The organism is Sulfurimonas iocasae (genome assembly GCF_047716755.1).
GTDB lineage: Bacteria > Campylobacterota > Campylobacteria > Campylobacterales > Sulfurimonadaceae > Sulfurimonas.
Window position 1 is genome coordinate 290,996 of sequence record NZ_CP180409.1, and the last position, 17,494, is coordinate 308,489.

General features: G+C 33.5%; 15 protein-coding genes. 8 read left to right on the top strand and 7 right to left on the bottom strand.

What is annotated here, in order from left to right; genetic code table 11:
* Positions 1 to 8 precede the first annotated feature (8 nt).
* The 6 genes from ACLHDE_RS01575 (at position 9) to ACLHDE_RS01600 (ending at position 6,941) form a co-directional block, all read left to right on the top strand.
* Positions 9 to 737 (top strand): outer membrane lipoprotein-sorting protein, encoded by a 729-nt coding sequence (locus ACLHDE_RS01575; RefSeq protein ID WP_415397408.1) that lies wholly within the window; start codon positions 9 to 11, stop codon positions 735 to 737.
* An 86-nt stretch (positions 738 to 823) separates the two neighbouring features.
* Positions 824 to 2,662: an ATP-dependent nuclease gene (locus ACLHDE_RS01580; protein WP_415397409.1), complete on the top strand. Its 1,839-nt coding sequence runs from the start codon at positions 824 to 826 to the stop codon at positions 2,660 to 2,662.
* Positions 2,663 to 2,707: 45 nt separating this feature from the next.
* A complete protein-coding gene (locus ACLHDE_RS01585; protein ID WP_415397410.1) occupies positions 2,708 to 3,928 on the top strand; it encodes an ABC transporter permease in 1,221 nt (406 codons plus the stop codon).
* Positions 3,921 to 5,132: an ABC transporter permease gene (locus tag ACLHDE_RS01590; RefSeq protein ID WP_415397411.1), complete on the top strand. Its 1,212-nt coding sequence runs from the start codon at positions 3,921 to 3,923 to the stop codon at positions 5,130 to 5,132. Before ACLHDE_RS01585 ends, ACLHDE_RS01590 begins: the two co-directional genes overlap by 8 nt.
* Entirely contained in the window at positions 5,129 to 5,800 is a 672-nt protein-coding gene (locus ACLHDE_RS01595) for an ABC transporter ATP-binding protein (protein ID WP_415397412.1), read from the top strand. The genes ACLHDE_RS01590 and ACLHDE_RS01595 overlap by 4 nt, the downstream gene beginning before the upstream one ends.
* On the top strand, positions 5,793 to 6,941 hold the full coding sequence (locus ACLHDE_RS01600) for a hypothetical protein (protein WP_415397413.1): 1,149 nt from the start codon (positions 5,793 to 5,795) through the stop codon (positions 6,939 to 6,941). The genes ACLHDE_RS01595 and ACLHDE_RS01600 overlap by 8 nt, the downstream gene beginning before the upstream one ends.
* A gap of 6 nt (positions 6,942 to 6,947) precedes the next feature.
* Here the strand turns inward: ACLHDE_RS01600 and leuA are convergent, their stop codons facing one another.
* The 7 genes from leuA to pstC all read right to left on the bottom strand — a co-directional run bounded on the left by leuA (position 6,948) and on the right by pstC (position 14,625).
* Entirely contained in the window at positions 6,948 to 8,606 is a 1,659-nt protein-coding gene (gene leuA / locus ACLHDE_RS01605) for a 2-isopropylmalate synthase (RefSeq protein ID WP_415397414.1), read from the bottom strand.
* Between the two features lie 97 nt (positions 8,607 to 8,703).
* The gene (locus ACLHDE_RS01610) at positions 8,704 to 9,618 is read right to left on the bottom strand and encodes a sensor histidine kinase (protein WP_415397415.1); all 915 of its coding nucleotides are present in this window, start codon (positions 9,616 to 9,618) and stop codon (positions 8,704 to 8,706) included.
* A gap of 96 nt (positions 9,619 to 9,714) precedes the next feature.
* Complete coding sequence (glnA, locus tag ACLHDE_RS01615; RefSeq protein WP_415397416.1) at positions 9,715 to 11,145, bottom strand: type I glutamate--ammonia ligase; 1,431 nt, start codon at positions 11,143 to 11,145, stop codon at positions 9,715 to 9,717.
* 117 nt (positions 11,146 to 11,262) lie between these two features.
* Positions 11,263 to 11,934, bottom strand: coding sequence for a phosphate signaling complex PhoU family protein (locus ACLHDE_RS01620; RefSeq protein WP_415397417.1), 672 nt, complete (start codon positions 11,932 to 11,934; stop codon positions 11,263 to 11,265).
* Positions 11,935 to 12,140: 206 nt separating this feature from the next.
* Positions 12,141 to 12,926 carry a phosphate ABC transporter ATP-binding protein PstB gene (pstB, locus tag ACLHDE_RS01625; RefSeq protein ID WP_415397418.1) on the bottom strand — a complete coding sequence of 262 codons (786 nt, stop codon included), beginning with the start codon at positions 12,924 to 12,926 and terminating at the stop codon, positions 12,141 to 12,143.
* Positions 12,926 to 13,768 (bottom strand): phosphate ABC transporter permease PstA, encoded by an 843-nt coding sequence (gene pstA / locus ACLHDE_RS01630; RefSeq protein WP_415397419.1) that lies wholly within the window; start codon positions 13,766 to 13,768, stop codon positions 12,926 to 12,928. The genes pstB and pstA overlap by 1 nt, the downstream gene beginning before the upstream one ends.
* Positions 13,768 to 14,625 carry a phosphate ABC transporter permease subunit PstC gene (pstC, locus tag ACLHDE_RS01635; RefSeq protein ID WP_415397420.1) on the bottom strand — a complete coding sequence of 286 codons (858 nt, stop codon included), beginning with the start codon at positions 14,623 to 14,625 and terminating at the stop codon, positions 13,768 to 13,770. Before pstC ends, pstA begins: the two co-directional genes overlap by 1 nt.
* 230 nt (positions 14,626 to 14,855) lie before the next feature.
* Between pstC and ACLHDE_RS01640 the strand changes: the two genes are divergently transcribed.
* On the top strand, positions 14,856 to 16,487 hold the full coding sequence (locus tag ACLHDE_RS01640) for an inorganic phosphate transporter (RefSeq protein WP_415397421.1): 1,632 nt from the start codon (positions 14,856 to 14,858) through the stop codon (positions 16,485 to 16,487).
* Positions 16,488 to 16,592: 105 nt separating this feature from the next.
* A complete protein-coding gene (ppk2, locus tag ACLHDE_RS01645; RefSeq protein ID WP_415397422.1) occupies positions 16,593 to 17,489 on the top strand; it encodes a polyphosphate kinase 2 in 897 nt (298 codons plus the stop codon).
* Positions 17,490 to 17,494: the final 5 nt, after the last annotated feature.

Sequence of the window (17,494 nt, forward strand, 5' to 3'; positions counted from 1 at the left end):
GGATATAGATGACAAAAGTATTTGTAGCGTTATTTATGTTTTGTAGTTTTTTATTTGCAAACGAGGCAGATGAGATTATCAAAAAGTTGGACAACAATATGCGTGGTAAAAATGTCTCAATGAAGCTTACTATGAAGATAGTCTCCATGGGACATGAGAGAACTATGAAGCTACAGAGTTGGTCTGAGGGGGAAAAGAAAAGTTTTACAAAAGTTCTCTATCCTCCAAAAGACAAAGGCATCACTTTTCTCTCTTTAGACAATCAGATGTGGCAGTATGTACCAAAGATAGAAAGAACCATAAAAATCCCTGCATCTATGATGCTTCAAAACTGGATGGGAAGCGACATTACAAACGATGATGTTGTGAAACAGAGTTCACTAGTAGAAGATTATGATGCGAAGATACTTAAGAAAGAGGGTGCTTTAGTAACTTTAGAACTTATCCCAAAAGAAGATGCCGCTGTTGTTTGGGGAAAGATAGTATCGCTTATTGACACAGAGACTTATACATCTCAAAAAGATATATTCTACGATGAAGATATGAAAGAAGTAAGAATCTTTTCTTACAAAAATGTAAAGAAATATGGTAAATATTACATACCGACATACTGGAAAATCCAACCCATAGAGAAGAAAAACAACTACACCGAGATGATACTAGAAGATGTAAAATATGACACAGAAATATCTGCACAGTATTTTAAGAAAAGTGCTTTGAAGAGGTTCTCGAGGTAGTGTATAATAAATGGCAACTTGCTTGTTTTATTATTTAAGATTGTTTTGTATAGAATGCTTTAGAATAAAATGTTATAGGAACTTATATGAATAAGTTAGTTATTACCAATATCAAAATTGCAAATTTCCGTTCAGTTATTAATTTAGATGTAAATATAAATGAAAATAATGGATTTATTTCTTTTTGTGGTGCTAATAATGTTGGTAAAACAAATATTTTAAATGCAATGGCATTATATTTTGATAAAATAATATATACTCCAAAGAAAGATTGCCCATATCATAAGTTTTATGGAACACAAGGTGGGAATTATCAGCCTAAGATAGCTATTACCTTTCAAGATGATAAAGATAAATATCAGATTACAAAAGATTGGAACTTAACAAAAAAACAAAGAAAAGATAGTGATGTTTTATTTAAAATCTATGGGAAAAAGAATAAAGCTAAATTAACTTTCAGTGATGCATCTAATATAATAAAAAAAATAAATTTCTTTTATTTAACATCTATCAATATCTCTTTTCCAGAAACAATTAAATATATTATGAATAGCGATATAATTGACCTTGAAACTGGCGGCAGTAGACTAAGTGGTAAAAAAGGAAAAATGAAAGAGGAGATAGAAAAAATTCTATCTGATCTTCAAGAATTACTTGATGTACTAGGAAGTTCTATTTCCCCTTTATTAGAAAGATATAAAGAAGGATGGGGGTTAGCATTTGATTTACCTAAGGAAGTTAATACATTCAGAGACTTAATGATTGCAGAAGTTGATTTTTATATTAAAGATAAATCAAATAGCAAAGCCATTGATGCAAAGGGTTCTGGTTTACAAAGGTTATGTCATATATTAATGCATTTTAGAATAATTGATAAATTGAATAAAAAGAAAGAGTCTGTTATTGTGGCTATTGATGAACCAGATGTTTATCTACATTCAGGATTACAAAAAAAATTGTTAGAAGATATAAATAAATATATAGAAAAAAACCAAATCTTTATAACCACTCATTCGCCTATTTTTATTGATACAGTTAAATTATCTAATGTATTCTTGTTAGACCAAAAAATTGAGGAAGATGTAGAATTTGCAAGAGGAAAAAGAAAAACAATTGAAAACAAGAAATTTAATGTTGTTTCAACAGAACTGGTAAACTTTAATGAATCAAATGGAATTTCAAGACTAAAAGAATATCTTGGAATTGAAGATAAAGATAGCCTTTTATTTGATAAATACAATCTTCTTGTTGAAGGAGAAGAAGATAAAATATATATATCAAAACTAATGACACATTTTAAAATTGAAGTTCCTAATATTATCTCATGCAATGGAGCTAATAATATAACAAAATATTTAGAGTTTTATGAGAGTATTGCAGAAAAAAGTAATAAAAATAAGTTTATAGTAATATTGGACGATGATGAAAAAGGACGAGATATTTTTAGAAGTATTAAAAAAGAAAGGTACAATAATATTTTAGTTGAAAAAAAATTTATAATTACATACTCTGGATATGAGGCTATAAAAGACCAGAGTGGTTATAGTAATGCAAATATAGAAATTGAAGATTTTATTAAACCAGAAATTTTATGTCATTTAGTTAATAAGATTTTACCAGATAAGAATCTTAAAAAATTTAGTACAAATGATACAAAAGAGATATCAAGAAATATAAAAAAACCTGCATTTCAAAATAATGGAATTTTAGCTTTATTAGAAAATAAAAAAAATGAACTTAATCCAGATAATGGACAAAATATTAAAATGAGTGGAAGCGGAGTAAAGGGAGGAATGGCAAATCTATTTAATAGACTTGATAATGAACTAATTACTTTAATAGGTAATACTGATGATGTAAACAATAAACACATAGTAGATTTTCTGAAAGATATTTCTAGCAAAGTTAAAGATACTTTATTTTAACTACTAAGTAATCCTAACAAAAGAAAACAAATAGTAAAATAAAACATGTTCAACCTAGCACTAAAAAATATCTTCTTTTACAAGGGTCGTTCTGTAACGACTTTTATCCTTACTTTTATATCTGCTATGCTTTTTATCGTTTATGTTTCTATGATGGATGGTTCACACGACTCTATGCTTAAAAACTCTCTTAAAGTCTATGGTGGCGGTATCGAAATATATCATAAAGATTATCGTGATATCGGGGGAAATGAGTATCTTATCCAAGATGTAGAGAGTGTGACTAAGAAGCTAAAAAATCTTGAAGGTATAAAAGTTTTTACCTCTCGTTATGAGACTTATGGACTTCTCTCTCATAAAGAGTTATCTACTGCATCCATGGTTGTCGGTATTGAGCCGCAAAAAGAGATGCAGCTAAGTCAGCTAAAGGTTGCACTGATAGAAGGGGAGTACATAAGTAGTGATTCTCACAACTCTTTGTATATCGGTAGCGGAGTGGCAAACAAATTAAAGGTAAAAGTAGGTGATGAGGTCTCTTTTATAGGCGCAGCATCTGATAACTCTTTTGCGGCTGATATCTTTAAAATATGTGGCATCTTCAAGACGGGAGCGTTCGAGTTTGACTCTAGTGCTGCATTTGTAGGACGTAAGTATTTTGATGAGTTGATGTATTCACATAACAAGGCTTCATACATAAGTCTGAAACTAAAAGATATAAAAAAAGTAGATGAAGTTAATGCCGAAATATTAAAAGTAATAGACACACAAAACTTAGAATCACTAACATGGAAGACTCTTATGAAGGTTATGGTCGAAGCGATGGAAGTAGATAGTATCTTTGGTTATATCTCTTTGGCTCTGTTTTTGATAGTCATATTTTTTGTCATCATGATTTATGGTTTCATAAATGTAAGCTCGCGTATAAAAGAGTTTGGAGTTCTCAGATGCATAGGGCTCTCAAGAGGAAGAGTCTTTACGCTTCTTTTGTATGAGATAGTTATCCTTTCATCATTAGCTCTTCTTTTAGCTACCCCGATAGCTGGATATATTTGTTACCACTATTCTCTTAATCCCATAGTTATAGAAGGTATCGCAGATATGTACAAAGACTATGGAATCATCTCAGATGAAATACCGTTTGACTTTAATCTCTTTACAATATCTTGGAATATCTCAGTCATATATCTGTTAAATATTTTGAGTATTGTGTATCCATACTTCTACATAAACTCTTTTAAACCTATAGAAGCGAGCCGACATGTATAGCCTAATAATCAAGATGGCTTGGAAAAACTCATTTTTAAGACTCTCACGTACACTTCTGCTTATTACCATGATAGCTGTTAGTATGAGTATGATGATAGGTCTGCAAGGACTTTATGATGGCATGGCAAACAATATGCTTGATAAAAACAAAAGAAGTGCCAGTGGAGATATTAGTTTCTTTGCAAAAGACTATAGAGTCGAGAAAGATATAAAACATAGAATTAAAAATGCAAGAATAATAAAAGAAGAACTCCAACAGCTACCAAGTGTAAAAGCCGTAGTAATGAGAGTTCAGGCTGATGGTTTGGTGGCTACTGCCAGAAAGTCATCATTTGCATCTTTGCAAGGTATAGATCTTAATGATGAAGATGCTTTTGGAAGATTTAGCGAGTTTTTAAAAGAGGGTGAGATAAAGCTAGATAGGCGTGGTGCTATTATAGGACTTGAACTTGCTAAAACATTAAAAGTTCATATAGGCTCAAAGATAATTTTCTCCACACAAGATGCATCTGGAGATATCAACTCACTCTCTTTTAAAGTGCGTGCAATTGTACAGACTACAAATATACGACTCGATTCAAATGCTATTTTTGTAGATATCAAAAGAGTCCATAAGTTTTTAGGAATAGATTCTAGTGAAGCCACTCAGATAGCTATAATGAGTGATGATGAGAAGCTGGTAGAAACGCTAAGGGACAAATATAATTCTCTTGAAGTTAAGAGCTTTTTAGAACTCCAACCGATGATGAAAATGATGCAAGATATGATGCTGATATTTAACTCAATAACTTTTTTCATAGTTATGGGTGTTGTTTTTATCGGGATATTTGGTGTGATGTATGTCTCTATACTCGATAGAGTTCGAGAGTTTGGTATCATGATTGGAATTGGGATGCAGTATAAGTACATAAGAATACAAATAATTTTTGAGGCTATTTTTGTTGGTCTTTTTGGCTATGTAAGCGGCGCAATACTTGGGCTAATATTACTTATATATTTACAAGATTATGGGATGGATTTGAGTTCTTTTTCAGATGCATTAGAGATGTGGGGATATGAAGCTATCATATATGGAACAATAAAAGTCTCACACTTCACTACTACTTTTGCGGCTATTATCCTTGCATCTGTGTTGAGTGTCATTATACCACTTAGAAAAATAAAGAAACTAAACCCCATAGAAGTTATAAAGGCCCAAAAATGATAAAACTACAGAATGTAAACAAATATTTTTTTAAAGATGATCCCAGAGAAGTGCATGCTCTTCGTGACATTAATTTAACCATAGAAGATGGGGAATTCTCACTCTTTAGTGGACCTTCAGGATGTGGAAAAACTACACTTTTGAATGCTATCGGTGCACTAGATAGTGTAGATAGTGGAAAGATTTTTCTTGATGATAGAGAGATAACTACTTTGAGTGAGTATGAACGAACAGAGCTTAGACTTACTCATATGGGTTTTGTATTTCAAGCTTATAATCTTATACCTGTATTGAGTGTTGAGGAGAATATTGGGTTTATTATGAAACTTCGCGGGTTTAGTGATAGTGAGATAAAGACAAGAGTTCTAGAAGTAGCGTCTATGCTTGAGATAGATAACAAACTAAAGTCACTTCCAAATGCGCTAAGCGGTGGGCAACAACAGCGTGTTGCTGTAGCTCGTGCAGTTGCAGCAAAACCAAAAATAATTTTAGCAGATGAGCCTACAGCAAATCTCGACTCTAAAAACTCTCAAAGTCTGATGGATATGATGAAAGAACTAAATGAGAAAGAGGGTGTTAGCATCTTGTTTGCATCTCATGATAAGATGATAAGACAGAGAGTAAATAGAATCATAAGACTAAATGACGGTGCTTTGGTAGATGAGTAAATCACTTCTTCTCTTAGTTTTACTTACAACTGCAATATTTGCTGAGTTTGAGTATAGAGTAGACAATAGTAACTTTACAATTTCACAAGGAAGTATAGAATCAAATGTAGATAAAACCTATGTTTATAACTACAATAGACTAAGATTTCGAGGCGATTATACTGAGGGTAAATACTTTGTTACTTTTATAGGTGATGGTGTAAACTACTTTGGACATGATTATGTAAGTTCTAATGATTTTGATTATGTAAAAGAAATAAAGTCAGATACTCCTTTTAGTACGCAAACAAACTACAATGACTACTATGAGGGAAGTGTTTATGCAAAACTTTACAGACTTTACGGCGGTTATGAAGACAACAAAAACAGAGCAGTTGTAGGTCTGCAAAAAATGTCTATGGGAGTAGGTCGCATCTGGACTCCAACAAATCTTTTTAACCCTAAAAATATCTATGCACTTGAACCTGATGAGACTTTTGGAGTAGTAGCTCTTTCATACACAAGACATCTTAGTGATACTTCGCATCTGAGTGCAGTGGCATCTCAAAATGCTGACTATAGTTTCAAGTACGGGGCAAGATATAAAGCTTTTTTGGACTTTGCAGACTTTGCCATAGATGTTGTAAGCTCGGATGATACTAAGATGTTAGGACTTGAGCTTGAGGGAAATCTAAGTGACACTGGAGTTGAGGTCAGGAGTGAGGGAGCATATATAAAAAACACCCTTAAGACTTCAGCAGGTTTAGATGAAAAAGAGTTTTTTCAAGGCATTGTTGGAGCTGATTATGGTTTTGTAAATGGTTTAAGTGTTATCGGTGAAGCTCTTTACTCGTCTAAGAAGTTTACACGTGCTGAGGTACTTCTAAACAAAGACTCAGAGATACTATCAAGCCTTGTTAGTTCAAACTTTTACACTGCTATTTCTGCAACTTATACTTTTAATATATTTTTAGATGGAGGAGTTGTATATATAGAAAGTTTTAATGATAAGAACTCACGTTTTATATCTCCGACTCTTACATATACTATGAATGATTACAGCTCATTTGTAGTTGGAGCGATGATTCAAGATGGTTCAAGTGCAAGTGAGTTTGGAGACTATGAAAATACATACTATTTTAAGTATGCACTTTCATTTTAGGATTATCTAGTCAAATGCTCTATTTAAAGCACAAAACATAGCTTTTATAGATGCTGTAGCTATATCGTTGTCTTTACCAACTCCAAAGCAAGAGAGAACTTCTTTACTTTGAATCTCTATGTATGCAACAGCTTTTGCGGTGCTTTTATCTCCACATGAGTGTTCAGAGTATGAGTTGATTGTAAACTCATTTTTGTAGTTTTTCATCAAGGCATTTTTACATGCATCTATAGGACCATTTCCCTCACCTTGTGCTACAATTTTCTCACCATTTTGCTTGTAAGTTAAAGTGCAAGTTGAGATTTTTTTATTTGAAGAGAGAGTTATATCAACTAAAGATATATGTTTCTTCATATTGAAGTAAGTATCTTTAAATATCTCTAAAATTTCCTCTGCTTCAAGCTCTCTTCCTTTTTTATCAGTTATTGTTTGGACTATACGACCTATTTCTGGATGCATAGCTTTTGGTAGTTGATAACCAAAGTTTTTCTCTAGTATAAAAGCTACTCCACCTTTTCCAGATTGAGAGTTGATACGTATGATACTCTCATAAGTTCTTCCCACATCTTGAGGATCGATAGGTAGGTAAGGTACTTCCCAAAAGCTGTCTTCTTGAGATTTTCTATGAGCTAAACCTTTATTGATTGCATCTTGGTGTGAACCTGAAAATGCTGTGTAAACTAACTCTCCTACATAAGGGTGACGAGCATGCGTTGGCATCTCGGTACATTTCTCTACAACATATAAAACTTCATTGATATTTGAAAAATCAAGCTCTGGATTTACACCTTGAGTTAACATGTTAAGAGCAAGGGTGATGATATCTACATTTCCAGTTCTCTCACCGTTACTTAAAAGTGTACCTTCAACTCTATCGGCACCTGCTAAAAGTGCCAACTCTGTCGCAGCTATAGAAGTTCCTCTATCGTTATGTGTATGCGTTGAAAGTATCACATTTTTACGGTTATCTAAATGATTTGCCATCCACTCAATTTGGTCCGCATATATGTTAGGTGTTGCCATCTCTACAGTTGAGGGTAAATTAATAATGACTTTTCTCTTATCACTAATGCCCCAACGTGCTGTTACAGCATTACATATTTGTGCTGAAAACTCAAGCTCTGTTCCGGTGAAACTCTCAGGTGAGTATTCTAAAAATATCTCTCCATCATGCTCTTTTTCATACTTTTTAATTAAATCCACGCCCTCTAATGCTAAAGCAATAATCTCTTCTTTACTTTTGCCAAATACTATCTTTCTTTGAGCAGTAGAAGTAGAGTTGTAAAGGTGCACAGTTGCTTTTTTAACACCCTTAAGTGCTTCAAAACTTCTTTTTATTAAGTGCTCTCTAGCTTGAACTAAAACCTGAATTGTTACGTCATCAGGAATTAGGTTATCATCAACTAAACGGCGTAAAAAGTCAAACTCAACTTTTGACGCAGATGGAAATCCAACTTCGATTTCTTTGAAACCAAGTTTAAGTAAGAGTGTAAAAAGTTCAAGTTTTTTATTCATGTCCATAGGGTTGATTAGTGCTTGATTACCATCACGTAAATCTACACTGCACCACTTAGGAGCTTTTGTTATAGTTTTTGTTGGCCACTCTCTTAAAGGCAAATCTATTTGTGGGTAAGGGCGATATTTGCCCATTCTTACTTGATTCATTATAAATCCTTGAACTTTAAATTTGATAGTACACTCTTACATAACTATCATAAGCGGAATTATATCAGATTTTGTATTAGGGAATAAGAAGGTATTGTTAAGTATCAGTTTGTCGTAAAGTTATTGTAAAGAAAGCACCTTTATCTGTATTAAATACATTTATAGTTCCGTTGTTTTTCTTAACTAGTTGCTCACTCATATACAATCCAATCCCAGTACCTTTTTCTTCTGATTTTGTAGTAATATTGGGTTTGAAAATATCTTTAATAACCTCATTGTCTATACCACCGGCATTATCTTCAACTTCTATGTAGATATTAGTGTTTTCTTCGTAGCATCTGATATCAATATTTCTGTCTTTTATGTTTTTATCGTTAAATGCGTCTGTAGAGTTGCTAATAAGATTGATAAAAAGGTGTTTAAACTCATTTTTATTTCCAAGCACTTTGATATGCTTATCTATCTCAATATCCAAATGTATATTTTGTGAGATTAGTTCATCTTTTACGAGAGTCTGAACACTCTCAATCGCTTCTAAAATTGAGAACTCTTCATTTTTACTAGAGGGACGAAAGAAAGTACGAAACTCATAAAGAGTACTTACCATGTGCTCTATCTGCATATGTATTGCGTCATCAAGCTCTTCTATGTATGTTGAATTTACTAAATTATTATTAAAATCCTTTTTTAGCATATCACTCATCATACTAATAGAGTTTAACGGTTGTTTCCATTGATGAGCAATTGCATCTATCATCTCACCCATAGAAGCCAGTCTAGATTGTTGTTCTAGCATCTTGTCTTTTTGAGCATCTCTCTTGTGAGCTATAATATTTTTTTTATCCCATTGTCTTAAAAAGTATTCATTTTGTTTAATAGTTTTTTGATTTTCTTTTTGTTCAGTTACATAAAAGTCTAGTACAATTTGAATTTTTTCTGCTAGTTTTTGGTCTGATTTTTTGGATAGATTTACAATTTCTTTTAGTAGTGTTTGAGTGATTTTATTTGACATTTTTCACCAATAAGAATAATTTCATACTTACTATATCATTATATCAAAAAGAATGTATTCCCGCAAAAAAAGAGGGAATATGAATTTAGAGTGCTATTAGCACTGGTAAGTTGTTTTAAACTCGTAAGCAGTTGGACGACCCTCATCTGGGTAAACGTCACGGTCAAATCTATAGTGTTGGTAAGCATCTATAAACTCTTTAGTAAATACCGGTTTTAAGAAATCGTTATCACTAATAAGACCTTCTAGTGCTTCACGAAGTGTGTGTGGCATTTGAGGAATTTTTTTCTCACGAATTTCATCTAGGGAAAGTTCAAATAAATCTTCATCCATTGGACCAACTGGAACAACTCCCTCTTTAATACCACTAAGACCAGCCATCATCATTACAGCAAATGCAAGGTAAGGACATGCAGTAGAATCAGGGAATCTCATCTCAATACGAGTAGCCATTTCACCAGCACCATAAGGGATACGACAAGCAGCTGAACGATTTTGAGACGAGTAAGTTAGGATACTTGGAGCCTCAAATCCTGGGATAAGTCTTTTGTATGAGTTAGTTGAAGGGTTAGTAAACGCAGCAACTGCAGCAGCGTGTTTAAAGATACCGCCAGCATAATTAACAGCCATTTGACTTAAGTTAGCATATTCACCTGGTGCATAGAAAAGGTTTTTACCATCTTTCCATAGTGATTGGTGTACGTGCATACCGTTACCATTATCACCGTAAAGAGGCTTAGGCATAAATGTAGCAGTTTTACCATTAAGGTGAGCAATCATCTTAACAACATATTTATATTTTTGAACATTGTCAGCAGCCCCGATGATGTCAGAGAAAACAATACCGATTTCATGTTGACCTTGTGCAACTTCATGGTGGCCAAGAACAACTTCAAGACCAACTTGCTCTAAAACTTGCATCATTTCAGCTCTCATATCAACAGCAGAATCTGTTGGTGCTACTGGGAAGTAACCACCTTTAGTCCCTGGTCTGTGACCTGTGTTGTACATATCTTCATAAGCTGTACCTGAGTTCCACTCACCCTCTTCAGTATCAACTTTGTAACCAGCTTCGTTGATGTTGTCAACAAATTTAACATCGTCAAAAATAAAAAATTCATTTTCAGGACCGAAGTATGCAGTATCTGCAATACCGATTTCTTCAGCATGTTTAAGTGCAGCTTTAGCGATTGAACGAGGACATCTTTCATATGCTTGGTTTTTATAAATATCATAAACATCACAAAATACAATAATAGTTGGATCAGCAGTAAAAGGATCTAAAAAAGCAGTCCCGATGTCAACTTTTAATAACATATCTGACTTATTAATTGGCTGCCATGCTTCAATCGAAGAACCATCGAACGGTAGTCCATTTTCTAATTGAGCAGTACTAACAGCACTCATTCTGTAACTAATATGGTGCCATGCACCTTTGATGTCTGTAAATCTAAAGTCTACAAATTGAACATCATTTTCTTCACAAAAAGTAAAAAACTCTTCTGTATTATTAACAAATTTTCCCATCTATTCTCTCCTGAAATTATATTGCCATTAGTATATCTCAAATACATTTAATTGAATCTCTAATTCTGTTTAAATTTTAATCAATGGCAAAACTTTGTTTCGTAAAGTTAAGGTTTTTTAACTATATTGGCGAATTTCTCCACCCTTAGAAGCAAATAGCATCAGGTTGGCAATATTTACACTTCTATCACATGAACGTTCTAGTTTACGAAGAGTTGCTAAAACTTTTACATATTCTATAGAGAGTTCTTTTGCATCTATAATCATAGTTAAAATCTCTTTTTCAAGTATTGAAAAAAGGTCATCATTTTTACTCTCTTCAACCATTACTTTAGTGAAAAAGTCTTGTATATTACAATTATCAAGTTGCTCAAAACACTCTAAAATGTACTCAAGTGCAGTGATAGTGCTTTTATGAAGCTGAATTATAGTCGAGTTTAAAGGTTCTAAGTTACATTTACTTGAAGAGTGGTTTTTCATACGGTTTGCATATTTTTTTATACCCTCACCAATACGAACTATCTCATTGGTCATCTTTAAATAAGCCACTAAAGAGCGAAGTTCTGTAGCTTCTGGTCCAAATAGTGCAAAAGTCTTAATAATCTCGTTATCTATTATGTCACCTTGAACTGTAATGTTATTGAGTTTAGTTTGAACTTCTTTGTATTTCTCATTATCACTAGTTTTATACGCTTCTAAAGATATGCTGTTTGCTTCTACTATATTTGTTAGTAGATTAGCCATTAATTCTCTGATCTCTTCTATTTTATTATTATATTTTGTCGACATATTAATTCCTTTAATTTTATTCCATAAAATGAAAGGGAACCCTTCATTTATTTTATTACGCCAAAGGAAGTAATTCCTTTGGCTACGTTTCTACACTAAAGTGTGACTTAGAAAAAAACTAAATTTTTTTCTGAACACTAGGTTTTCTCACAGAGAGTCTGACGACAGCTTCGGCAGAAAGCCCATTACACTAGTGCAATTTTAAATTAACCAAATTTTCCAGTGATATACTCTTCAGTTAACTTCTCTTTAGGGGTTACAAAAAGCTCTTCAGTTTTACCTAACTCTATAAGCTCTCCAAGGTACATAAAGCCGGTATAGTCACTAACACGAGCAGCTTGCTGCATATTGTGTGTTACTATAATAATAGAAACACGTTCTTTAAGCTCAACTATCAGCTCTTCGATTCCGGCGGTAGATATTGGGTCAAGTGCAGAAGTAGGTTCATCAAAAAGTAAAACTTCTGGCTCAACAGCAACTGCTCTTGCTATACAGAGTCTCTGTTGTTGTCCACCGGAGAGTCCATTTGCATCGTGCTTAAGTCTATCTTTGACTTCCTTCCAGATAGCTGCATCTTTAAGTGCTTTTTCAACTCTGTCTTGTAGTTCAGTTTTGTTTTTTATACCTTGAAGACGCATTCCATATGCTACATTGTCAAATATACTCATTGGAAAAGCAGTAGGTTTTTGAAAAATCATACCTATTTGAATTCTAAGGTTTATAAGGTCTTCTTTTGGAGTTAAGATATTTTTATCTTTAAAAAGAATTTCTCCATCATATTTATTCCCTGGATAGAGATCATGCATACGGTTAAAACTTCTAAGAAGTGTAGTTTTACCACATCCAGAAGGTCCAATAAGTGCTGTGATACTATTTTTTGCTATTGGCATAGTAAGTGTTTTAATACTTGGCTCATCAGCTCCTGCATATGTGAATTCAAAGTTATTAACTTCTAGTGCTTTTTCTTGGGTTATATCTACAATTGTAGCCATTATTTTCCTCTTTTTTTCATAATAATTAGTCGTCCAATGATATTTAGACTTAAAATAAACATACTTAAGATAAACGCTGCCGCCCAACCAAGTTTTTGCCAATCTTCATAGGGACTAGTTGCGTAGTTGTACATAGTTACAGTTAGAGATGCCATAGGCTCATTCATATCTGTATTTAAAAAGTTATCATTAAATGATGTAAACAGAAGTGGAGCAGTTTCACCTGCCACGCGAGCTACACCGAGTAAGATACCTGTAAGTATCCCAGCCTTAGCTCCACGATAAACCACTTGGGTAATCACTTTATACTTTGGAGCACCAAGTGCAAAAGCAGCCTCTCTTAAAGTTGAAGGAACAAGCTGAAGCATATCGTCCGTTGTTCTTAAAATAATAGGAAGCATGATGATTATTAGAGCAATTGAACCGGCCCAACCACTAAAATGACCCATTGGTGCAACGATTATGGCATAAACAAATGCACCGATCACGATACTTGGAGCTGACATCATAATATCTGAGATATCACGAATAGTCTCAGATAGTTTAGATTTTTGACCATACTCACTAAGATATGTTCCAGCTAAGATGCCAAGTGGAACACCAACAAATGTTGCAACACCAACAATCATAAGCTGACCGATTAGTGCATGTTTTAAACCACTCTCAGCATAACCGGGAGGTGCTCCTTCTTCAATGAATATAGTCATGCTAAGCGCATCTACTCCATTAATGATTAAAACACCTAAAATCCAAAATAGAAATCCAATTCCAATCAGAGCGGACAAAGTAGATAGAACCATAACTACATTATTTGTTATTATTCGCTTTTGAGTATGTGTCATTACGCTATCCTTTTTCTTCGCAAGAAGTAGAACTTAGCGATTGAGATAATAGTAAAACTAATTACAAGAAGTAGAAGAGATAACTCAAATAGAGATGAATAGTAAAGTCCTGTATCTGCTTCTGTAAACTCATTTGCAAGTGTTACAGGAATAGAAGTCGCTGGCTGGGTTAAATCCATAGAGATTTTATGTACATTACCCATTACAAATGTAACTGCCATTGTCTCACCGATAGCACGACCAAGTGCTAAGATAAACGAACCGATGATTCCTGCTTTTGCGTAAGGGATGATGATGTCTTTTATAACATCCCATTTTGTCCCGCCAAGTGCATAAGCTGATTCTTTTAAGATATCTGGAGTTGTATTCATTGCATCTCTTGTAACAGCTGCCATAAATGGAAGTATCATGATGGAAAGCACAATACCTGCTGTAAGCATACTGATACCAATACCGCCAAAGATATCACGAACGATTGGCACAAAGTAAAAAAGACCCCACATACCGTAAATAACTGATGGTATAGCCGCAAGAAGTTCTATCGAGACACCAACAGACGACTTAAATTTTTCAGGAGCTAATTCACTTAAAAATATTGCAACACCAATAGCTAATGGAACTGCTAAAACCATTGCTAAAAAAGTTGATACAACAGAACCGTAAATAGCTGGGAGTGCACCAAATTTTTCTAGATTTGGAGCCCATTTTGTTTCTGTAATAAAGTCAAAACCTAAAGCTTGTATAGACTCCATTGAGTGTTGAAATAAAACTGTAAAAATCCAAGCAACTAAAAAAAGTACAGAAACAGCTATGAATTTTGTTAAGTGTAAAAAGAGTTTGTCTAATATAGAACTCAAATTGTTTCTCCCATTTAAAAAAAGTTCGCAATTATAAAAAAGTTTGGTTACATAGAGGTTACTTAAATAGTTAGATATTATATACATTGTATATATCGTGTAAAAGAGTTATGAAATTTGAAGAAAAAATCAAGAAAAGGAGTAGTATACTCACTAGATATATCTGATAGAAACTTCTAATAAACATCATATATAAGTTTTAAATATTATCAGTTTGGAAAAAGAGAAATATGGAAATTCAGATAGTTAAAAAGATGCAAAAAGAGGCTCGTAAGAGCAGCGGTATAGATTTTATGAGACTCGGGTTTGCACTTTTTTTTATGGTTGCAGTCCTTTCATACAGCTTTTTAAGTATGGGAGGTGTTCCAAATAGTATGTTTTTAGCAATAGCAGCCCTTTTTGGTGCGTATATGGCAATGAATATCGGTGCTAATGATGTAGCTAACAATGTTGGACCAGCTGTCGGTTCAAAAGCATTAACTATGGGTGGTGCCATAGTAATAGCAGCTATTTTTGAAGCAAGTGGTGCTTTAATAGCTGGTGGTGATGTAGTAAATACAATCAAAAAAGGTATTATTGATATAAATGCTTTTGGAGGAGATGTAAATCCATTTATATGGGCTATGATGGCTTCACTTTTAGCTGCTTCATTGTGGCTAAATTTTGCAACAATGATAAAAGCACCTGTCTCTACAACTCACTCTATAGTTGGTGGAGTTATGGGTGCTGGTATTGCAGCTGCAGGTTTTGGCATAGTTAATTGGACAACAATGCTAAAAATAGCATCCTCGTGGATAATTTCACCTATTCTTGGCGGGATTATTGCAGCACTCTTTCTCTTTTCTATTAAAAAAACAATGGTATTTAAAACAGATAAGATAAAAGCAGCCGTTAAATGGGTTCCTATCTTTGTAGCAATGATGTCTTGGGCTTTTGTTACTTACTTAACTATAAAGGGTCTTAATAAAGTTTGGCCAAATATTGTAGATATTTTCACCTTTTTACCAGATACAAAAAAACCGACCTTTTTAGTAGCTGCAATCATGGGGCTTGTTATTGCAATAATTGTTTATATATTTATGAAAACAAGAGTTAATAAAAAAGCTCATAGTATTGACAACAGCAGAGAAGGTCTAAACAGGCTTTTTACTGTACCACTAATTTTTGCAGCAGCACTTCTTAGTTTTGCTCATGGGGCTAATGATGTCGCAAATGCTATAGGACCTTTAGCGGCTATAAGTGATGCAGTAATGACTGGTGGAATCTCAGAAAAAGCAGGAATACCTCTTTGGATAATGGGTGTTGGAGCTATTGGTATAGCTATGGGGCTGGCTCTTTATGGACCAAGTCTTATAAGAACTGTTGGAAGTGAGATTACTGAATTAGACCAGATGAGAGCATTCTCTGTTGCAATGGCTGCATCTATAACAGTTATTATAGCTTCACAACTTGGACTTCCTGTAAGCTCTACTCATATTGCGATTGGTGGTATTTTTGGAGTTGGTTTTTTGAGAGAATTTCTTCATACAACAAATATAAAAGATGATATTGCTCAAGAAAAAGAAGAGATAGCGGATGAGAAAAAACTTTTAAAAGCATATAGCAGAGAGCTAGAAACTCTAGATGCTAAAGAGCATAAAAACAAAGAAGATTATGAAAGAATTGTAGATCTTTACAAAAAAATAAATGATGAAGAAGATAATCTAAAAGAGTCAAAAAAGAGTCTTAAAAGTAGTAGAAAAGTTAAGTATGTAAAAAGAGATACAATTAAGAAAATTATAGCGGCTTGGCTAATAACGGTACCAGCTACTGCAATTTTATCTGCTATGATATTTTTCATGATAAAAGGAATAGTGCTTTAATGTTGAAGAAACTATCAAGAAAAGTAGGAGTATACTTTTCGGATAGAGGGTTGTATTTAATCTAGTTTAATCACACAAAAATTTGTAAAACTACAAGGGGTTTTTATGGGAGCAAAGGAAAAAAATGTATTTGACGTAGATGGCAATCAAGTTTCACTTGATGAGTTGATAAAAGGGTATAAAAAATCAAAATCACATAAACAAAAAAGAAGTAAAGCAGAGATTAAAAGAATTGATGAGCAAAAGCTTAAGCCTTATCAGGCAGAACTTATAAAACTTCAGAAATATCTTGAGAAAACAGAACAAAAAATGATTATTCTTTTTGAAGGCAGAGATGCTGCCGGAAAAGGTGGAACTATTAGAAGAGTTACAAGATATATGGATGAAAAACATTATCGCGTAGTTGCTCTTGGTAAACCTACTGAGGAACAAAAGACACAATGGTTCTATCAAAAATATATAGAGCATTTTCCTAGAGGTGGAGAAGTAGTACTTTTTGATAGAAGTTGGTATAACAGAGCTATGGTTGAGTCTGTGTTTAATTTTTGTACAAATAAAGAGTATGGTGATTTTATGAATGGTGTTAAGGGGTTTGAAAATGATCTTGTTCGCCAAGGAATCATACTTGTAAAACTCTACTATAGCGTTACAAAAGATGAGCAAGCAAAAAGATTTGCTAGACGTAAAAACGATCCACTTAGACAGTGGAAACTTAGTGAGATAGATCTTCAAGCTCAAGAGAGATGGGATGACTTTACAATTACAAAATACAATATGATAAAGCAGACTCATTCACATAGTGCTCCGTGGACAATAATAAGATCCAAAGATAAGCAACTTGCTAGAATGGAGTCTTTAAAAGTCATACTTAATGCAGTTGATTATGAAAATCGTGATGAGCATCTAAGTTATGCACTAAACCCTGATGTAGTTATTTCTGGAGCAAGAGAGATAGAAATCATGGATGCTCAGGTTTCAAGTACTGGTAAATTTATAGGCTAATAATC

What these genes read in the sequence shown, in the direction of transcription:
- ACLHDE_RS01595 (WP_415397412.1), top strand. Translation starts at nt 5,129, where the DNA reads ATGATAAAACTACAGAATGTAAACAAATATTTTTTTAAAGATGATCCC.
- pstA (WP_415397419.1), bottom strand. Translation starts at nt 13,768, where the DNA reads ATGACACATACTCAAAAGCGAATAATAACAAATAATGTAGTTATGGTT.
- pstB (WP_415397418.1), bottom strand. Translation starts at nt 12,926, where the DNA reads ATGGCTACAATTGTAGATATAACCCAAGAAAAAGCACTAGAAGTTAAT.
- ACLHDE_RS01590 (WP_415397411.1), top strand. Translation starts at nt 3,921, where the DNA reads ATGTATAGCCTAATAATCAAGATGGCTTGGAAAAACTCATTTTTAAGA.
- ACLHDE_RS01640 (WP_415397421.1), top strand. Translation starts at nt 14,856, where the DNA reads ATGGAAATTCAGATAGTTAAAAAGATGCAAAAAGAGGCTCGTAAGAGC.
- ppk2 (WP_415397422.1), top strand. Translation starts at nt 16,593, where the DNA reads ATGGGAGCAAAGGAAAAAAATGTATTTGACGTAGATGGCAATCAAGTT.
- ACLHDE_RS01600 (WP_415397413.1), top strand. Translation starts at nt 5,793, where the DNA reads ATGAGTAAATCACTTCTTCTCTTAGTTTTACTTACAACTGCAATATTT.
- leuA (WP_415397414.1), bottom strand. Translation starts at nt 8,606, where the DNA reads ATGAATCAAGTAAGAATGGGCAAATATCGCCCTTACCCACAAATAGAT.
- glnA (WP_415397416.1), bottom strand. Translation starts at nt 11,145, where the DNA reads ATGGGAAAATTTGTTAATAATACAGAAGAGTTTTTTACTTTTTGTGAA.
- ACLHDE_RS01620 (WP_415397417.1), bottom strand. Translation starts at nt 11,934, where the DNA reads ATGTCGACAAAATATAATAATAAAATAGAAGAGATCAGAGAATTAATG.
- ACLHDE_RS01585 (WP_415397410.1), top strand. Translation starts at nt 2,708, where the DNA reads ATGTTCAACCTAGCACTAAAAAATATCTTCTTTTACAAGGGTCGTTCT.
- ACLHDE_RS01610 (WP_415397415.1), bottom strand. Translation starts at nt 9,618, where the DNA reads ATGTCAAATAAAATCACTCAAACACTACTAAAAGAAATTGTAAATCTA.
- ACLHDE_RS01580 (WP_415397409.1), top strand. Translation starts at nt 824, where the DNA reads ATGAATAAGTTAGTTATTACCAATATCAAAATTGCAAATTTCCGTTCA.
- ACLHDE_RS01575 (WP_415397408.1), top strand. Translation starts at nt 9, where the DNA reads ATGACAAAAGTATTTGTAGCGTTATTTATGTTTTGTAGTTTTTTATTT.